16 protein-coding genes are annotated in these 16,193 nt (G+C 60.6%); 4 read left to right on the top strand and 12 right to left on the bottom strand.

What is annotated here, in order from left to right; translation table 11 throughout:
- Positions 1 to 63 precede the first annotated feature (63 nt).
- Complete coding sequence (locus LLY24_RS00860) at positions 64 to 945, top strand: SDR family oxidoreductase (RefSeq protein WP_259034379.1); 882 nt, start codon at positions 64 to 66, stop codon at positions 943 to 945.
- Positions 946 to 1,034: 89 nt separating this feature from the next.
- Here the strand turns inward: LLY24_RS00860 and LLY24_RS00855 are convergent, their stop codons facing one another.
- From LLY24_RS00855 to gmk, 4 genes are all read right to left on the bottom strand, one after another.
- Complete coding sequence (locus LLY24_RS00855; RefSeq protein WP_259034378.1) at positions 1,035 to 1,424, bottom strand: Rid family detoxifying hydrolase; 390 nt, start codon at positions 1,422 to 1,424, stop codon at positions 1,035 to 1,037.
- Between the two features lie 97 nt (positions 1,425 to 1,521).
- Complete coding sequence (locus LLY24_RS00850; RefSeq protein ID WP_259034377.1) at positions 1,522 to 3,648, bottom strand: RelA/SpoT family protein; 2,127 nt, start codon at positions 3,646 to 3,648, stop codon at positions 1,522 to 1,524.
- A 41-nt stretch (positions 3,649 to 3,689) separates the two neighbouring features.
- Positions 3,690 to 3,947: a DNA-directed RNA polymerase subunit omega gene (rpoZ, locus tag LLY24_RS00845; protein ID WP_259034376.1), complete on the bottom strand. Its 258-nt coding sequence runs from the start codon at positions 3,945 to 3,947 to the stop codon at positions 3,690 to 3,692.
- 92 nt (positions 3,948 to 4,039) lie between these two features.
- A complete protein-coding gene (gene gmk, locus LLY24_RS00840) occupies positions 4,040 to 4,687 on the bottom strand; it encodes a guanylate kinase (protein WP_259034375.1) in 648 nt (215 codons plus the stop codon).
- A gap of 205 nt (positions 4,688 to 4,892) precedes the next feature.
- On the opposite strand from gmk, the gene LLY24_RS00835 reads away from it, so the two are divergent.
- Entirely contained in the window at positions 4,893 to 5,588 is a 696-nt protein-coding gene (locus tag LLY24_RS00835; RefSeq protein ID WP_259034374.1) for an extensin-like domain-containing protein, read from the top strand.
- On the opposite strand, the gene LLY24_RS00830 is transcribed toward LLY24_RS00835, so the two are convergent.
- Complete coding sequence (locus LLY24_RS00830; protein ID WP_259034373.1) at positions 5,585 to 5,845, bottom strand: hypothetical protein; 261 nt, start codon at positions 5,843 to 5,845, stop codon at positions 5,585 to 5,587. The two genes, LLY24_RS00835 and LLY24_RS00830, sit on opposite strands and share 4 nt — an antisense overlap.
- 64 nt (positions 5,846 to 5,909) lie before the next feature.
- Positions 5,910 to 7,115: an MFS transporter gene (locus LLY24_RS00825; RefSeq protein WP_259034372.1), complete on the bottom strand. Its 1,206-nt coding sequence runs from the start codon at positions 7,113 to 7,115 to the stop codon at positions 5,910 to 5,912.
- Between the two features lie 237 nt (positions 7,116 to 7,352).
- Here LLY24_RS00825 and LLY24_RS00820 point away from each other — a divergent pair, with 237 nt between their 5' ends.
- Positions 7,353 to 7,964 carry a DNA-3-methyladenine glycosylase family protein gene (locus tag LLY24_RS00820; protein ID WP_259034371.1) on the top strand — a complete coding sequence of 204 codons (612 nt, stop codon included), beginning with the start codon at positions 7,353 to 7,355 and terminating at the stop codon, positions 7,962 to 7,964.
- Here LLY24_RS00820 and LLY24_RS00815 read toward each other — a convergent pair.
- Positions 7,961 to 8,848, bottom strand: a complete 888-nt coding sequence (locus LLY24_RS00815) for a pirin family protein (protein WP_259034370.1) — start codon at positions 8,846 to 8,848, stop codon at positions 7,961 to 7,963. The genes LLY24_RS00820 and LLY24_RS00815 overlap by 4 nt on opposite strands.
- 107 nt (positions 8,849 to 8,955) lie before the next feature.
- Positions 8,956 to 11,037 (bottom strand): putative bifunctional diguanylate cyclase/phosphodiesterase, encoded by a 2,082-nt coding sequence (locus LLY24_RS00810; protein WP_259034369.1) that lies wholly within the window; start codon positions 11,035 to 11,037, stop codon positions 8,956 to 8,958.
- A 548-nt stretch (positions 11,038 to 11,585) separates the two neighbouring features.
- Here LLY24_RS00810 and fic point away from each other — a divergent pair.
- Complete coding sequence (gene fic, locus LLY24_RS00805) at positions 11,586 to 12,692, top strand: protein adenylyltransferase Fic (protein WP_259034368.1); 1,107 nt, start codon at positions 11,586 to 11,588, stop codon at positions 12,690 to 12,692.
- A gap of 267 nt (positions 12,693 to 12,959) precedes the next feature.
- Here the strand turns inward: fic and LLY24_RS00800 are convergent, their stop codons facing one another.
- From LLY24_RS00800 to LLY24_RS00785, 4 genes are all read right to left on the bottom strand, one after another.
- The gene (locus LLY24_RS00800; protein ID WP_259034367.1) at positions 12,960 to 13,619 is read right to left on the bottom strand and encodes a helix-turn-helix transcriptional regulator; all 660 of its coding nucleotides are present in this window, start codon (positions 13,617 to 13,619) and stop codon (positions 12,960 to 12,962) included.
- Positions 13,620 to 13,710: 91 nt separating this feature from the next.
- Positions 13,711 to 14,481 carry an SDR family oxidoreductase gene (locus LLY24_RS00795; protein ID WP_259034366.1) on the bottom strand — a complete coding sequence of 257 codons (771 nt, stop codon included), beginning with the start codon at positions 14,479 to 14,481 and terminating at the stop codon, positions 13,711 to 13,713.
- Between the two features lie 67 nt (positions 14,482 to 14,548).
- Positions 14,549 to 15,340 carry an SDR family NAD(P)-dependent oxidoreductase gene (locus tag LLY24_RS00790; protein WP_259034365.1) on the bottom strand — a complete coding sequence of 264 codons (792 nt, stop codon included), beginning with the start codon at positions 15,338 to 15,340 and terminating at the stop codon, positions 14,549 to 14,551.
- Complete coding sequence (locus tag LLY24_RS00785; protein ID WP_259034364.1) at positions 15,330 to 16,148, bottom strand: molybdenum cofactor biosynthesis F family protein; 819 nt, start codon at positions 16,146 to 16,148, stop codon at positions 15,330 to 15,332. Before LLY24_RS00785 ends, LLY24_RS00790 begins: the two co-directional genes overlap by 11 nt.
- Between the last annotated feature and the right edge of the window lie 45 nt (positions 16,149 to 16,193).

Here is a 16,193-nt window from a genome sequence, read left to right as displayed (position 1 = left end):
CATGCCATAAGGCGTCAAAACTTTGTATCTGATAGGGAATATTAATCAAAAGGAGCGAACAAGGTGAAGCTTACCGTACTCATCATCGGCTGTGGCGATATCGGCATCACCCTAGGCAACGAGTTGCTCGAACAAGGACATCGCGTCATTGGCGTACGTCGGCGTGTGGAGGCGCTGGCGGACACCGGCATCGAGCCCCTGGCACTGGATCTCAACGACCTGGAGTCGCTCGACCCCGCGTCACTACCCCAGGCCGACTACGTCATCTACACCGTTAGCGCCGACCGCTTCGAAGAGAGCGCCTACCAAAGCGCCTACCCGGACGGCCTCAAGCGCGTACTTGGTGTGATGGAGCAGCACGAAACGCCGCCACGGCGTATCTTTTTCGTCTCCTCGACCAGCGTATACGGCCAGCAAGAGGGCGAAGAGGTCAACGAAGAGAGCCCGACCGAGCCGACCAGCTTCTCCGGCACGCTCATGCGCGACGCCGAGCAGGCATTGATCGACCACCCCCTGCCAGGCACCGTAGTGCGCTTTTCAGGCATCTACGGCCCTGGGCGCGATCGCATGATCCATCAGGTCGCAGGCGGACGCGTGGCGGCGGTTACGCCGATGATCTACTCCAACCGCATCCACCGCGACGACTGTGTGGGTATCATCGCGCACCTCATCGCCTGTCAGGAGAGCGGCAAGCCCTTGGCCGAGCTCTACCTCGGTAGCGACTGCGAGCCGGTCACCCTGCACAACGTCATGATGTGGCTCGCCAAGGAGCTCAAGGTCGAAGCAACCGATACCATGCAGTCACCGCTGCGTCGCCGTGCGAGCAAGCGCTGCGACAACCAGCGGCTGCTAGCAACGGGCTACACCTTCCGTTACCCCACTTTCCGCGAAGGCTACGGCCAGATGCTCAAAGAGGGCGGCTTTTTGGAAACCCAAAACGTGTGATGCCACGCCCTTTTAAACACGCCTTTTAAAACAGGCTGGAACCTAACGCCGATATGCAAAGAGCGAGCCCTAGGCTCGCTCTTTGGCATTCAGTCGCCGATCACCATCACCGCTTCGGCTTCGACCTGGCTGCCCTTGGGCAGCGCCTTGACGCCCACGGCCGCGCGGGCGGGGAAAGGTGCCGCAAAGAACTCTTCCATCACCCGGTTGACGATGGCGAAGTTGTCCAGATCGACGAGGTAGAGGTTGAGCTTGACGATGTCGCCAAGCGAGCCCGCCGCTTCTTCGCAGACCGCTTTCAGGTTGCTGAAGACCTGACGCGCCTGGGCCTCGAAATCGTCGGAGACGATCTCCATGGTCGCCGGGTCTAGCGGAATCTGGCCCGACAGATAGACGGTGTTGCCCGCCTTGATTGCCTGGGAGTAAGGGCCGATAGCGGCGGGGGCTTTGTCGGTGTTGATGACGGCTTTGTTGCTCATGTGAGTCTCCTGGATAAAGCCTTGCTAAATAAAAATCAAAAAATAAACGCCTCGAAGCCACGACCGCAGTCTGGCTCGACGCCGTGGTTATTGTCGTTTAGTTGGTAATACGGGTGATCTTGCCGACGTTGGGGAGGTTGCGAATGCGCTTGATAATGCGCGCCAAGTGAATGCGCCCCTTCACCGCCAGGGTCAGGTTCACCGTGGAGAGGCGCGCATCGCGCTCCTCGATGCCGATGCGCTCGATGTTGGCGTCGGCGTCGGTGACCAGACCCGCGAGCTCGGCCACCAGCCCCCGGCGGCTCTCGATCTCGATGCGCAGCGCCACGGGGAAGTCCTCGTCGATGGTCTCCGACCACTTCAAGGCAAAGAGCTTTTCGGGATCGTTCTTGCGCTCGTCGACGTTCTTGCACTCGGCGCGGTGGACGACGAGCCCTTTACCAACCGAGAGATGCCCCACCACCGGGTCGCCCGGTAGCGGATGGCAGCAGCGAGCGAAGTTGATCACCATGCCTTCACTGCCGCTGATGATCACGGCCTGGTCATTGCGCGCGCGCTCGATGACGTCGCTACCGTCGGCGACATCGGCCAAGCGCCGCGCCACCACGTGAGCCAGGCGGTTACCCAGGCCGATGGACTCCAAAAGCGCCTCTTCGCTCGCGGCATCTAGCTGCTCTAGCGCACGCGTAATGACCGCCTCATCGAGCTCTTCGAGGCTGGTCTCGAAAGCCGAGAGCGCCTTGTTGAGCAGCCGCCGACCCAGCGTCATCGCCTCGGCCTGCTGCTGATGCTTCAAGGCGTGACGAATGGCCGAGCGCGCCTTGGCCGTGGCGACGAAATTGAGCCAGGCGATGTTAGGGCGCGCTCCAGGTGCGGTGATGATCTCAAGCGTCTGGCCGCTTTCCAAGCGCGTGGAGAGCGGTGCCAGATGACGATCGATGCGACAGGCGATACAGCTATTGCCGATATCGGTGTGCACCGTGTAGGCGAAATCGATCACCGTCGCCCCCTGGGGCAGCTCCATGATGTCGCCCTTGGGGGTGAAGACGTAGATGTCGTCGGGGAAGAGGTCATTCTTGACGTGCTCGATGAACTCCAGCGAGTCCCCGGCGTGGCGCTGCATCTCCAAAAGCCCTTTCACCCAGGCGCGGGCGCGCGCATGGCTGCCTTCGGCGATGGGATGCGTAGTCTGACCCGCCTTATAGAGCCAGTGCGCGGCGATGCCATTGTTGGCCATGGCCTCCATTTCGCGAGTACGAATCTGTACCTCGACCGGCATGCCGCGAGGGCCGAAGAGCGTGGTGTGCAGGCTCTGGTAGCCGTTGGCCTTGGGAATGGCGATGTAATCCTTGAAGCGCCCGGGTACCGGCTTGTAGAGGTTGTGCACCACGCCGAGAATCCGGTAGCAGCTCGCGACATCCTCGGTGATGATGCGAAACCCGAACACGTCCATGATCTCGGCGAAGGGTTTACGCTGGTCGCGCATCTTCTTGTAGATCGAGAGGAGGTGCTTTTGCCGCCCCACTACGGTGCCATTGAGCGCGTCTTCGTCCAGACTCTTTTGCAGCGCGGTTTGGATTTCGCGCATGGCGCTGCGCCGATGGCCACGGGCGCTTGCCACTGCGCGCTTGATCCGCTCGGAGCGCATCGGGTGGATGGCCTGAAAGGAAAGATCTTCAAGCTCGATGCGGATGGTGTTGATGCCCAGGCGCCCAGCAATGCGAGCGTAGATCTCCAGCGTCTCACGGGCGATGCGCCGCTTCTTGTCCGGGCGCAGCGCGCCTAAGGTGCGCATGTTGTGCAGCCGATCAGCCAGCTTGACGATGATCACGCGGATGTCGCGCGACATCGCCAGCACCATCTTCTGGAAGTTTTCAGCCTGAGCAACGGCCTTGTCTTCGAAGGTGATCTGGGTGAGCTTGGAAACACCGTCGACGAGTTCGGCCACGGGCTTGCCAAACTGGGCCGCCAGCGCCTGCTTGGAGACCCCGGTGTCTTCGATGACGTCGTGCAACATGGCGGCCATCAAGCTTTGATGGTCCATGTGCATGTTGGCGAGAATGTTGGCCACCGCCAGCGGGTGGGTCACATAGGGCTCGCCGGAGCGCCGCCGCTGGCCATCGTGGGCCTGCTCGGCGTAATAGAAGGCACGCTTGACCTGCTGGATCTCTTCCAGGGGCAGATAGCCGCCGAGCCGGTCGGCCAGGTCATCGATCGTGAACATTACCGCGCCTCTACTGTGCTACGTATACGTACGACGAAGACTCAGTCGTCGATCTGGGCGCTGGTGATGACGGGGCGCTGACGCACCGGCGCCTCGACGGGCTCGTCGAGCACGCTGTGGTCGACCAGGCCCGCAGCGATTTCGCGCAGCGCCATGACCGTCGGCTTATCGTTTTCCCAAGGCAGTTGGGCATCGCGGGAGCCGCGCGCCAGCTGGCGTGCGCGCTGGGTAGAGATCATCACCAGCTTGAAACGGTTTTCGACGTTTTCCAGACAATCTTCAACGGTAACGCGTGCCATGAGTGCCTTCCTATAATGACGACGCCGGGTCGACGCTTGCGATGGTGGGAAGCGGGTCGACCCGGCAAAAGAAATCGATGTGACCGACTAGATTACTCGACCCTGGGCTGCTGTGACAAGAGTGCAGCCAGCAGCGGCGCATGGCGCGAATGCATCGTCTCGCAACGCAGACGCTGGGAGACCACCAGCGCCTGCAGCTCCTCGAGCGCGGTAGTGAAATCGTCGTTGATCACCAGGTAGTCGTACTCGTCGAAGTGCGACATTTCGCTGACCGCATCGCGCATGCGCCGGGCGATGACCGCATGCTCGTCGGTGCCGCGCCCCGACAGCCTGCGTTCGAGTTCGTCGCGCGAGGGCGGTAGGATGAAGATCGATACCGCCTCGGGCATCCGCTCGCGCACTTGGCGCGCGCCCTGCCAGTCAATCTCGAGGATGACGTCCTGGCCCGCATCGAGCAGCGTCTGCGCCGCTTGGCAAGAGGTGCCATAGTAGTTATCGAACACCTTGGCGTATTCGAAGAAGGCGCCTTCGGCGATCATGGCCTCGAAGCGATCCACGGTGACGAAGTGATAGTTGACGCCATCCACCTCGCCTTCACGCTTGGCGCGCGTGGTGTGCGATACCGAGACCTGAATACCGTCCAGGCTCTCGATCAGCTCACGCACCAGGCTGGTCTTGCCCGCACCCGAGGGCGCAGAGACGATGAACAGAGTGCCCTGAGAGACCGTATCGTGGGACATGCAGCACTATTCCCTTTCATTGGCAAAGAGGTGGCGATATCGCAAGCTTGACCGACGATGGCGATAGCGCCGCAAAAGAGGCGCAGTATCGCATACCCAAGAGCGGGACTGTAGCGCTCACCTACCTCGCCACCCCCGTTACAACTGTCGTAACTACCGTAGCTGTCGTAACTACCGTAGCTTGCGACACTACTGTGGAGATGCCATGCGTCGTATCGTTTTCATCCTGGCGCTGATCGCGCTCGGCGTCGCCTTCGATAAAGGGTTGATCGAGATTCCGCGCCAGTGGGCACCCTGGGCGCCGTTACGCGTCGATGATCCGGTGACGCCGATCACCAAGCTCAAGCTTCAGCGCCTGGCCAACGACCGGGAAGGCTGCCTAGCGGCGTTGGATACCGTTCCCGAGGGCGAGTTTCGCTATACGCCGCTGGCCGACTACAGCCCTACCGCCGCCTGCCCGCTAGAGAACGTCGTGCGCGTGCAGGGCGGACGCGTGGCGTTTAGTAGCAGCTTCGTTGCTACCTGCCCGCTGGCGCTAGCCTGGGTAATGTTCGAGCGCCATGAGCTCCAGCCCGCAGCCGAAACAATCATGGGCAGCCGGGTGCGCCAAGTGGATCACGTGGGGAGCTTTGCCTGTCGTAACGTCTATAACCGTGAAAGCGGGCGTCGCAGCGAACACGCCACCGCCGAGGCACTGGACGTTACGGGCTTTCGTTTCGACAATGGTCAACGCCTAACGCTGAGCCGAGATTGGGGGAATGAGGGGGAAAATGCGGCGTTTCTGCGCGCGGCGCGCGACGGTGCCTGCAAGACCTTCGGCAATGTGCTGGGGCCTGAATACAACGCCGCGCATGCCGATCACTTCCATATGGGCATGCGCGGATTCAGGCTGTGCCGTTAACGGTCGAGGTTGATGTCGTCCTCGTCGGTCAGCGCGCCCGTTGCGGCACCTGCGGCGCCGCCCAGAATGGCGCCACCGCCGACGCTACCGCCGGTGGCCGCCGCCGCACCGGCGCCTACCGCCGCACCAATACCCGCGCCGCTAGCAGAGCGCTCACCGGTGGTGGTACCACAGCCGGCAAGGCCAATGGTCAGCGCGGCAATGGCGCCAAGAGTGAGAAAGCGAAACGTCGTACGTTGAGTGTGTTGGGTTTGCATAGATCACCTCCATATGGGCTCGTCCCTACTACACCCTAGGCAAACCAACGTGTTTTCGCCACTTTCACACGGCTTGGCGGTTTACCTGCTGCGGCGGGTAGCGCTTTTCCAGCCAGCGACCAAAAAGGAAAATTATTAAGCCGCACAGCGCAAGCCCAGCGCCGACCAAACCGGTGCTCGACCACGCCACCCCGGTGCTGGTGACAAGCCCCGCCAGCCAAGCGCCCAGGGCGTTGGCACCGTTGAATGCGGCGTGATTGAGTGAGGCCGCCATGGTCTGGGCGTCTTCGGCGACGTCCATCAAGCGCGTTTGCAGCGAGGGCGCCAAGGCCATGCTGGTACCCACGAGACCCACGAAGAGCAATCCGGTCCAAACGTAGTTGGCGGCGAAGTAGTAGAGCCCCTGCACCAGCGCGCACCAGATCAGAATGATCGGAATCGCCCGCATCAGGTTCTTATCGGCCATGCGCCCGCCGATCAGGTTGCCGAAGATCGAACCAATGCCGAAGATCACCAGCACCAGCGGCCCCAGGGCTTCGCTCATGCCTGCCTGCTGAGTCAGCGTCGGCATCACATAGCTAAAGATCGAGAACATACCGCCGCAGCCTACGCAAGCAATGGCCACGGTAACCAGCACACGCTGTTTGAGCAGCGCCGAAAGCTCACGCACGGGGCTTGCCTGCGTATCGACAGGCTGTACCGGCACCCAGCAGCGGATGGCAACGGCGGTCAAGAGCGCGATCACGCCCACGGCGGCAAAGGCGAGTTGCCAGCCAAACATATGGCCCGTCCAGGTGCCCAGAGGGGCGCCGATCAGAATCGCCGTGGTCAACCCCAGCATGACCCGCGAAATGGCGCGGGCGCGCTGGTCGATGGGCACGGCCCCCGCAGCCACCAGCGCCGCAACGCCGAAGTAGGCCCCGTGAGGTAGACCCGCGATGAAGCGCAGGCCAACGAACGACCAAAAGCCCGGCGCCATGGCGCTGGCGATGTTGCCCACGGCAAACACCAGCATCAGCACGATCAATAACAGCCGCTTGGGCACGCGCGCCGCCAGCGCCGAAATGATCGGTGCGCCGATGACCACGCCCAAGGCGTAGCTGCTAATCGCATAGCCCACCTGCTGAGGGGCAACGGCCAAATCTTCGGCCACGCGGTTCATCAGCCCCATGATGACGAACTCACTGGTGCCGATACCAAAGCCACCCAACGCCAATGCGAACTCGGCCAGGCGCGGATTACGCGCTAGCCCCTGCGTCGACTCTTGCATGATGTCTCCCAACGCACGCTCGGCGTGCTTTACTCTCTATTTACTGCAGTCAGTTCACTAAGGAGCTAGTCACAGATGCTTTGGCCACAATGATCGCAAGACTAGACGAAAGTATAAATACGTCCAGCGAAAATAGACGGGCGGCTCTTCGCTATCCTCAGCCTCATCGAGCCGACACTGAAGGCTTTGGCCCCACTCTGCGCCACCACTCCATTGCTCACCAGGAGGCATAACGCCATGTCACCCGACGTCATTGCTCACGCCATGCAAGCCCTCGCCGAGGCCGACCCCGATATCGCCCGGGCGCTCCCGCAGGTGGGAGCGCCCTCGCCGCGCGAGCGCGACAGGGGCTTTGCCACGTTTTTCTCCACCATCGTCAGCCAGCAGATTTCTACCGAAGCGGCGCGTGCCATCATGGGCCGGGTAAATACCCTGCTGCCCGAGCTGCACGCCAAGGCCATCATCGATATAGAAGGCCAAGCGCTGCGCGACGCAGGGCTCTCTTGGCGCAAGGTGGAATACGCCAAGGGGCTCGCCGAGGCGGAACTGGCGGGCACCTTCAGCGCCGATGGGCTGGAGCATTTGAGCGACGAAGAAGTGATCGCCGCGATCACCGCCCTGCGCGGCTTTGGCCGCTGGAGCGCCGAGATCTACTTGATGTTCTCGCTCAAGCGCCCAGACATTTTCCCGGCAGACGATCTCGCCCTGCGCGTGGCCCTAGGCCGCCTCAAAGGGCTCGACGACAAACCCACGCCCGCCAAGGCGCGCCAGATGGTCGCCCACTGGGCACCCTGGCGCAGCGTAGGGTCGCTATTTTTATGGCACTACTATCGCGGTGAACCGGTTTAAGCGCCAAGACCGCCAAACTTGCCCGCTTGGTAATCTTCGATGGCCTCGACGATCTCCTCGCGGGTGGTCATGACGAAGGGGCCGTGCGAATAGACGGGCTCATCGATCACGTCACCATGGCCAAACACCAAGCGCGCTTGGCTGTGCGCCTCGATCGTTAAACCGTCGCCCTGGCGGTCCACTTCGATCAGATGGTGCGCTTTGGCAGGCTCGCCGCTTATTGTTACGTCGCCATCGATCACGTAGAGAAACACTTGGCGGCCGGGCGCCACGGGCAGGGCCACGCTTGCCCCAGCGTCGAGCCTCAGCGTAGACATGAATACGCCCGTAAGTGTATCGATGGGCCCTGTTTGGTCTTTCCACTGTCCGGCAATCAGGTTCAGCTCTGCGCCGCTCGCATCTTCATTACCCAGGAGTGCAATGGCGGGAATGGCGTCGCGCTGAAGGCCAACGTAGCGCGGCTCGCTCATTTTCAGTCGCGACGGCAAATTGATCCACAGCTGCAAAATCTCCAGCGGCCCACCCTCTTGCAGGAATTCGGGCGGGGAGATTTCGGCGTGGACGATCCCGCTGCCCGCCGTCATCCACTGCACGCCACCGGCGTGGATCACGCTCTGGTGCTGGGCGCTATCGGCATGAGCGAGCGAGCCGTCGAGAATGAAGGTGACCGTCTCGAAACCACGGTGCGGATGAGGCCCGAACGGCAACCCCTGGTTATGCGGCGGGTAGACCTGCGGGCCGTGATGGTTGAGAAACAAAAACGGATCGAGCTGATCGAGTGTTGGGCCCGGTAGCGGCCGCCGGGTCACCAAGGTGCCGATGTCGTCGCGCCGCGCGGGATGTTGGGCAATGACCTGCCGAAGCGAGAAAGCATTCGTCGCCATGGTGCTCTCCTGGTAAATAACGCCCAGGATAGAGCCTCAACGTGTCCAGGAGGAGCGAATAGTTTGCCTGCTTTCGTTGCAGGAAATTGGATTGATATGCTCAAACGTTACGGTGAACGCTTGGCATACTCTTGCATGAACGCCTTTAGCGCCTCCCCCGAAAGCGCCTGACTGCATAGATAGCCTTGGTACTCGTCGCTGTGCAGTTGGCGGATCAGGCTCAGTTGGTCTTCGTTCTCTACCCCTTCGGCGACGACCTGCAGATCGAGGCTGCGCGCCAGCGCGACCACGGCGCGGACGATGGCGGCGTCTTGTCGGTCGGTCACCGCGTGGGACATGAAAGCGCGGTCGATCTTCAGACGATCGATAGGAAAACGGCGCAGCTGGGCCAGGTTGGAGTAGCCGGTACCGAAATCGTCGATAGACAGGGCGATACCCAGGGCGCGCAGCTCGGTCAGCGTTTCCAAGGCTAGGTCGGGGTTGAGCACCAGCGCACTTTCGGTCAATTCCAACTCCAAAGACGCAGGCGCCAAGCCCGTCGTTTCCAGTACCTCTTTCACCGTAGCCACAAAGTGGCGATGGTTGAGTTGCACGGCGGAAATGTTCACTGCCATCGCCAGCGGCTGCCCGGTCTCTTCGCGCCACGCCTGGGCATAGCGGCAAGCGGTACGCAGTACCCACTCGCCGATAGGCAGAATCAGCCCGGTCTCCTCGGCTAGCGGAATGATCTCGTCGGGACGCACCGCGCCCAACTCGTCGTCTTCCCAGCGCAGCAGCGCCTCGACGCCGGTAACCTGCCCGGTTTCGACGCTCACCTTGGGCTGATAGGCAAGGCGCAGAGCAGCGTGCTCGATGGCATGGCGCAGGCGCCGTTCGAGCGTTACCCGGCGCTCTTCGTGGGAGGTCATATCGGGGTCGAAGAACTGATAGTTGTTGCGCCCCAGGCGCTTGGCGGCGTACATCGCCGCATCGGCGTGGACCATGAGTTCGTGCTTGTCTTGACCATCCTCTGGGTAGAGGCTGATCCCTACGCTGGTGGAGACTTTGACCACACTCGTGCCGATCTGGAACGGTTTATCCAGCGTACTCACCAAGCGCTTGGCCAAGCTTTCGGCCTCGGCACGCGCGGCGCTGTCACCCGCCAGCACGATGAACTCGTCGCCGCCTACGCGGGCCACGGTATCGGTATCACGCACGGCAGCGCGCAGGCGTGCACCGGTCTGCTGAATCAACTGATCGCCCACGTGATGACCCAGGTTGTCGTTGACCTGCTTGAAGCGGTCGAGATCGACGAAGAAGAGTGCAAAGCTAGACGGTTGAGCACTCAGCTGCTGATCCAGCCGCTCCTCCAGCATTAGCCGGTTGGGTAGCTGGGTGAGCGCATCACGATACACCATCTGTTTGAGTTCGAGATTGGCCTCCTGCAGCGACGCTGCCAGTTGCGCATTGCGCGACGACATATGGACATCGAACAGCGAAATCAGTAGCGCCGAAAGCATAATGCAGGTAGATACCAGCGCCACGGTGATGGCCAGCTCATAGGTAGACAGCCCGCTACTGGACGCCAGCATTCCCCCTTCGGGGTAAATCGCCGCCGCCATGCCGGTATAGTGCATGCCGGAAATACCCGCCCCCATGAACAACGCCGCCACCAAACGCTGCCATAGCGGCGGGCGCCGCGTTGCCGTCGGGTTGAGCTTAAACGCCAGCCATAGCGCCACGGCCGAGGCCGAAATGGCAATAACGACCGAGACCGTAAACAACGAAGGCTGATAGGACAGCGGCCCTTGCGTCTGCATTGCCGCCATTCCCACGTAGTGCATCAAACAGACACCACTGCCCATCACCAACGCGCCGAAGGCCAAGCGCACGAAAGAGAGCCTCCCGGTCTGCACGATGCCCAGCGCCAACGCCGAAGAGAGAATCGCCGCCACCAAGGACGCTACCGTCAGCGGTATGCCGTAGGCCACCCCTTCGCCCATCTCCATCGCCAGCATGCCGATGAAGTGCATCGACCAGATGCCAATCCCCATGGCAAAGGCCCCACCCACGAGCCATAGATGGCGCATCACCCCCTGGCTCGCCCGCACCCGCCCGGCCAAGTCCAGCGCCGTAAACGAGGCAATGGCCGCGATGCCTAGCGAAAGCATCACCAAAGCAAGGTTGTAAGCGCCATGATGGTCGTGCATGGAGAGGTTCCAAGAAAAGAGATAATGAGAGTGTGCCACTGCCGGAAAGCGTCAACGCAGTAAACGTTGAGATAGCCACGCAGCCACCAACCTCCCGCCTTGAGACGCCTACTTTAACAAAGTTTTGGAAACATTTTGTTACTTAGTGACGCATTGGCTTTACGAATGAGACCGCCTTAAGCTCCTAACACCCTTTCGTTAATATGAGATCGATAACTCAAAGCGAACACGCCATATGCCAACCCACAGTGCTTCCGACAATTTATCGCCGAGCAGTTCAACCACTCGCCCTGTCCGGCGGCGCCAAACAACTCAACAAGGTACTTAACGGCCAACTCGATAGCATGCTGGCCGAGCTAAGCGAAGCGATAGGGCGGCCAAAAACAAGCTAAGCCAAAGCACTCTCAGATACGGTGAAGGTATCGATACCAGAGCGGCAATTGTCGATTTTTATGTATTTTTTCGACACTGATTATTGTGATGTCGATGGCATCGACATAGACTGGCTACCGCGTCACAAAATGTCGATATAAATGGAAAAAACGTACATGGCTTGGCAGGCAGATCAACCCTACAATCAGCTCCCCCCACTGCCACCCGCCGAAGAAGCGCTGGAAACGGTGGCGATTCTCAAGGCCTGCATTCGTGCTCGCGCCGCATTGGCTGAACTCAAGCAAGCTGGCGAGCTGATTCCCAATCAGACACTGCTTATCAACCTTCTGCCATTGCTAGAAGCCAAGGACAGCTCCGAGATCGAAAATATCGTCACGACCACCGACAAGCTGTTTCAATATTCACAGGAAGGCCAGGGGGCCGATGCCGCCACCAAGGAAGCGCTAAGATACCGCACTGCGCTTTTTGAAGGGTTTACCTACCTTCAGCGCAAGCCCTTGTGCACCAATACGGCCGTCGAAATCTGCAGCACACTCAAGGGCGTGGACATGGATATCCGCAAGATTCCAGGTACCATCATCGGCAACCAGGCAACCGGCGAAACTATCTACACGCCTCCCCATGGCGAGGAGGTCATCCGCCATCTGCTGGCCAACTGGGAAAACTATTTGCACACAGAAGATGACACCGACCCATTGATCAAAATGGCCGTCAGCCATTACCAGTTCGAAGCCATCCACCCTTTTCATGACGGTAATGGCCGGGCCGGGCGCATACTCAACGTCCTCTACCTGATCGAACAACGGCTGCTGACCCTGCCCATTCTCTACCTGAGCCGCTATATCGTGGCCCATAAAAATGATTACTACCGTTTGCTGACGCACGTCACCCGAACAGGAAGCTGGCAGGAATGGGTGATTTTTATACTCCAGGGAGTAGAGCAGGTATCGACATGGACCTGCGCCAAAATTGCCGTCATGCGCGAACTGATTACTCTGACAGAAGCGCATATCAGACAACAGCTGCCCAAAATCTATAGCCACGAACTAGTTCAAACCATTTTCGAGCAACCCTATTGTCGCATCATCAATCTGGTCGATAAGGGAATCGCAAAACGCCAGACCGCGTCCCATTACCTTAAACAACTGGTGGATATCGGCGTTTTGCAGGAAAAAACGGCCGGCAATGAAAAGCTCTTCGTTAACCCGCGCCTTTTGAACCTGATGACCAGCGACAGCAACACGCTACGCCCCTACCATTGAATGATTCATAAGCCTGAAACACCATGCCCCATAATGACATCGTTCAAAAACTCTGGAACCTCTGTAACATACTGCGCGACAACGGCATCAGCGTGAAGCATTAAAGCAGCGGATTCGAACGCAATATCCCGAACCTAACTGATTCAAACAGGGCCTGGCTTTGGCCGAGCCCTGTTACTCAACAGCGTCCACGTAAATGGGTTTAAACACCCTACTCAGTATGCCCTTCTCAGAAAACGAAGTTTGCATCCCCTCAAGGGATGATTATTAAAGCCGCCCGACCAGTTCGGTACGGTTGTTGACCTCGAACTTGCGATACAGGTTATCGAGGTGAGTCTTGACGGTCGAAGGCTCGATGCCGAGTGCGCGGGCAATGGCCTTATTGCTGGCGCCTTCGCGTAGAAGCGGTACGAGTTGGGCTTCGCGTTTAGTCAGCGATACTGGTACGTACTCGGCCGGAGCCAAGGCGTGGGGGGTGTGGGTAACCGCCAGTTGGAGCATCTCCTGGAGCGATTGCAGCGTCGCCAGTTCATGCGAGTTAAAGCGGCCGAAGCATGACTTGCGTAGTAGCGATATGCCCATAACCGGGCGCCGGTGGCGGTAAAACAACACTTCGGTAACATCCACCACGTCGTGCTGGCTTAGAAACGTCTGATAACCGTCATTACGCTGTTTTGATTGTAGCCTTTGCGCATCGCGCAGCGATACGACCCCTCGCTCCAGGCGCTGACAGTAGCCAGGCTGTAGCGGATCGAGATGGCGGTAGCGGCGCAGGTAGCTGTCGTGCATGCGGGCGGGGTCGCCATGAAGCTGAAAATCGACTGCGCTCAAGCCATCATCAATACGGTAGAACGCGGCAAGCGATGCAGGAACCGCTCGGGTAAAGGCGTTCAGGCAGTAAGTACCCAGCTCCTGGGGGGAGTGCATGGCGGCCGACTCCATGTAGTTCGATATCCCAACATAGCGAGACGGCCACCGGCGGGCAATGGAAATCTGCTGCCCGCTATTCAAACCGAACCTACACCAGCGCGGTAACGCTCTCCGGCAGCAGCGCGCCGCCATCGACGATAATGGTCTGTCCGGTGATGTACTTTGCCAGGTCGGAACCCAGAAACAGCATGGCGTTGGCGATGTCTTCCGGGTCGCCCAGCCGACCCAGCGGAATGCCGCGCTCAAGACTCTGGCTGTGCTCGTCATCCCCCAGGTTATCCATCGCAGGCGTTCGAATCATGCCCGGCTCGACGCCGTTGATGCGAATGCCCTGCCCGCCCATCTCCAGCGCGGTGTTGCGGATAAAGCCGTTGACCGCGGCCTTGGAGGCGGCGTAGTGGGTCAGGCCTGGGTAGGCGACGCGGTTGCCGGTCACCGAGGAGGTGCACAGGATCACGCCTTTGCCTTTCTGCTTGAAGCTTGGCAGCAGCGCCTGGGTCATCCAGAACAGCGACTGCACGTTGACGGCGAAAGTGCGCTCGACCCGCTCACGGGTGAGCTCCTCGAACGGCGTCAGCGGAAAGTAGCCGGCGTTGTGCACCAGCACGTCGATCGGATCGCTGCCTTCGATCATGGCGCGGGTGCCAGCCTCGTCAGCGAGATCCACCTGGCGTGCCGTCACCTGATGGCCCTCGGCTGAAAGCCGTTCGGCCACCTCACGGGCCTGTTCGATGTTGATGTCAGCGAGCGTCACGCGGGCGCCAGCCTGGGCAAAGCGGGTCACGATAGCCTCGCCGATCCCCTGGGCGCCGCCGGTCACCAGCACGTGGCGGCCGCTGTAGTCGATGCGGATACTCATGAGTGAACTCCTGTTACTAAGGAGAAATGGCCGGGCCACTGGCGACCCGGCCGGTAAAGCGTGAACGTTAGGACAGCGCCTCGAAGGCTAGTGTGGGCATGTCGACGATATGCGAGCCACCGTCGGCCATGATCATCGCACCGGTAATGATGGCGGAGGCCGGGCCGATCAGAAAGGCGCAGACCTCGGCGATCTCGTGGGCGCTGGCGGCCCGGCGCAGCGGCACGTGCTGCGTCACGCGGGCGTAGGCGTCATCGAGCGACTCCTGATAGTGATCCATCAGCGGCTGCATCTCTTCATCGGCCATCGGCGTTCGAATCCAGCCCGGGCAGACGCAGTTGACGCGCACGCCCCGGGGGCCGTAGTCGCGGGCCAGCGAGCGGGTCAGGCCGACCAGCGCGTGCTTGGCGGTGGTGTAGCCGCAGATGTCGCCGCCGGCCTGAAACGAGGCCAGTGACCCCAGCAGCACCATGGTGCCCTGTTGCTCGATCAGGTGCGGCAGACACGCCCGGGCGCTGTAGAAGGCGGTGTCCAGGTTCAGACGCATCGCCTTTTGCCAGTCCTCTTCCGACATGTCGGTGGCCGCGCCCAGATCGTGGCCGCCGGCGCTGCAGATCAGGCTATCGAGGCGCCCGAAGGTGCCGATGATCTGTCGGCAAAAGCCTTCCCACTCGCTGGCGCTGGCGGCATCGCCTGCCAGCACCAGTCCGCCGATCTCGCCGGCCAGTGCTTCTAGTGGTTCATGGCGGCGGCCGATCAGCACCACATTGTGCCCGAGTGCGGCCTGCTCGCGGGCGCAGGCCTCTCCGACGCCGGTTCCGGCGCCGGTAATGACGACGGTTCTAGTGTCAGAGGTCATCGGGGTACTCCGTGCGGCTCAGGCGCTGGCAGTAGGAAGCCATCGGGAAGTTGGCCAGCGGCGCGTCCTCGGTATCCCCCACGCCGAAGATCTTGCCATCGCTTCTGTGGTTCTGCTCATCGATCATGACGATGCCCAGCGTCGGCACGATCTTTTCACGCCAGACGAACAGGTAGAGGTCGTCGGCGATCTTGTAGTAGTGGCACAGATCGGTGTCGCACAGGCCCTGCTCTACGCCCTTCAGGCACTGCCAAGTGTAGAAGTTGGGGTTCAGATAGGTGTGTTCATACACCTCGGTGGGGCTGTAGCGATAGAGATTGCGTACGCCGATCAGCTCATCGGTCAAGGCATGCGGGCAGGCGCCGTCGCTGAAGGATTTATTCACCGTGCCGTGGCTGATCTCGACGTTCACATCGGTCAGTGCCCGCCCGCCGAGGGCGCGCTCGTACAGACCGGTCTTGATGGTCTCGAACGTGGGCAGCGTGCCGATGATCTGCGTATAGCTGTCGGTCAGTGTATCCAGCACCACGGTATAGGAGGCGGTCGGGCGCGTTGATTCATCCAGCCAGTCGAGCAGATAAATGCCCTGGCGCAGGGAGGTCAAGCGCAGCTTGACCGCCTCGCCGTCGTCGACGCGCAGCGTCTGCTGGTCGATCTCGAGGCGGCGAACGTTACCGCTGGCGTCGTGCAACTCGATCTTTTTGCCGCTTAGATCAGCGGAGTTATCCAGCGCGTAGGAGTCCGTCTCGAAGCCCTTTTCAAGGCCGGTCACGGAGATCCAGTCGGAGGGGGAAGTGGTCGTTGTCATGTTGTTGTCTCCAGGTCGTGGAATATGGGTCACACAGGGTGTGTC

It is taken from the genome of Halomonas dongshanensis (assembly GCF_024790395.1).
GTDB classification, from domain to species: Bacteria; Pseudomonadota; Gammaproteobacteria; order Pseudomonadales; family Halomonadaceae; genus Vreelandella; species Vreelandella dongshanensis.
The sequence above is the reverse complement of the archived record's forward strand: the minus strand, read 5'-3'. Positions and strand labels throughout refer to the sequence as shown.